The organism is Actinomyces sp. ICM58 (genome assembly GCF_000283035.1).
GTDB lineage: Bacteria > Actinomycetota > Actinomycetes > Actinomycetales > Actinomycetaceae > Pauljensenia.
The window spans coordinates 1-1,169 of sequence record NZ_ALIY01000179.1 but is presented as its reverse complement, the minus strand read 5'-3'; the positions used below and the strand labels follow the sequence as shown (position 1 = coordinate 1,169).

Below are 1,169 nucleotides of genomic sequence, written 5' to 3'. Positions count from 1 at the left end.
GAAATGGCCGCGTCGCTCGCCGACGAGGAGACCCCGGACGAGCCGGTCGTCCACCCCGGCTGGTACGCCGTCGCCGAGGAGGCGCGCCTGGACGCCGAAACGCGCCCCACCCCCAAGGTGGAGCCCGCGGCGCGCGTGTCCATCATGGACTTCTTCCCCGCGGTGGCACCCACCGGCGCCGAGGCCGACATGCTGCGCGCCGTCACCGGCCAGATTCCCGCCGTCGGCAGCGTCGAAACGGACACTGAGGGCGAGCCCGCCGCGGGTGACGCCGAGGAGAAGCCCGAGGCTCCCGCCGAGTCCGGCGAGTCCGACGCGGAAGCGGCGGATTCGGCTGGCGATGACGTGCCGGACGACCAGGCTGACGCCGAGGAGACTGTGGACGCGGCGGCCGACACCGCGGAAACGGCGGATTCGGCGGAGGGCGCCGAAGAGGCAGACGACCAGGCTGACGCCGAGGATGCTGTGGACGCGGGGGCCGACACCGCGGATGCGGCGGATTCGGCGGAGGATGCCGAAGAGGCTGACGACCAGGCTGACGCCGAGGAGGCGACCACCGTCATGACGCCCGTCGAGACCGCCGAGGCCGTGACCGTCGACGCTGAGGCCACCCAGGTCCTGCCGACCATCGAGGAACAGCCCGCACTCGACGAGACGCTCGTACTGCCGACCGCCGACGCCGCGGCCAAGGCAGCGGACGCGGCCAGTGCCGCCCCCGACGGCTCCGACGAGGTGGAGCCCGCCACGGCCTCCGCCAAGAAGGCGCCCGCGAAAAAGGCGGCCGCGAAGAAAGCGCAAACAGCGAAAAAGGGAGGCAAGAAGGCCTCGCCGAGCGCCAAGAAGGCAGTGACCGAGGACGAGGACAAGGCGGAGAACGCCTCAGAATCAGCCGCCGCCAAGGACGCGAAGGCTCCCGCCAAGAAGACGGCGACCAAGAAGGCGAATGCCAAGAAGGGAAGCACAAAAAAGGCCTCCGCCAAGAAGGCCGCGACCAAGAAAACCTCGACCGCCAAGTCCGCCACCGCCAAGTGAGCGTCCCCGCGAGGCAACCACTGCCTCGTCCATGACGCCGGCGAAACACCCCGCGCCGCCCGCGGCCGCACCCGAGAGTGCGCGCCCGCGGGCGGCGCGCGACAATGGAACCATGAACGCTACCGACCCCGCCGCCC

General features: G+C 71.3%; 1 pseudogene. It reads left to right on the top strand.

Annotated features, from left to right (window positions below):
* Positions 1–1,032: pseudogene (locus tag HMPREF1138_RS11335) on the top strand (mechanosensitive ion channel domain-containing protein); the annotation flags it as partial.
* Positions 1,033–1,169: the final 137 nt, after the last annotated feature.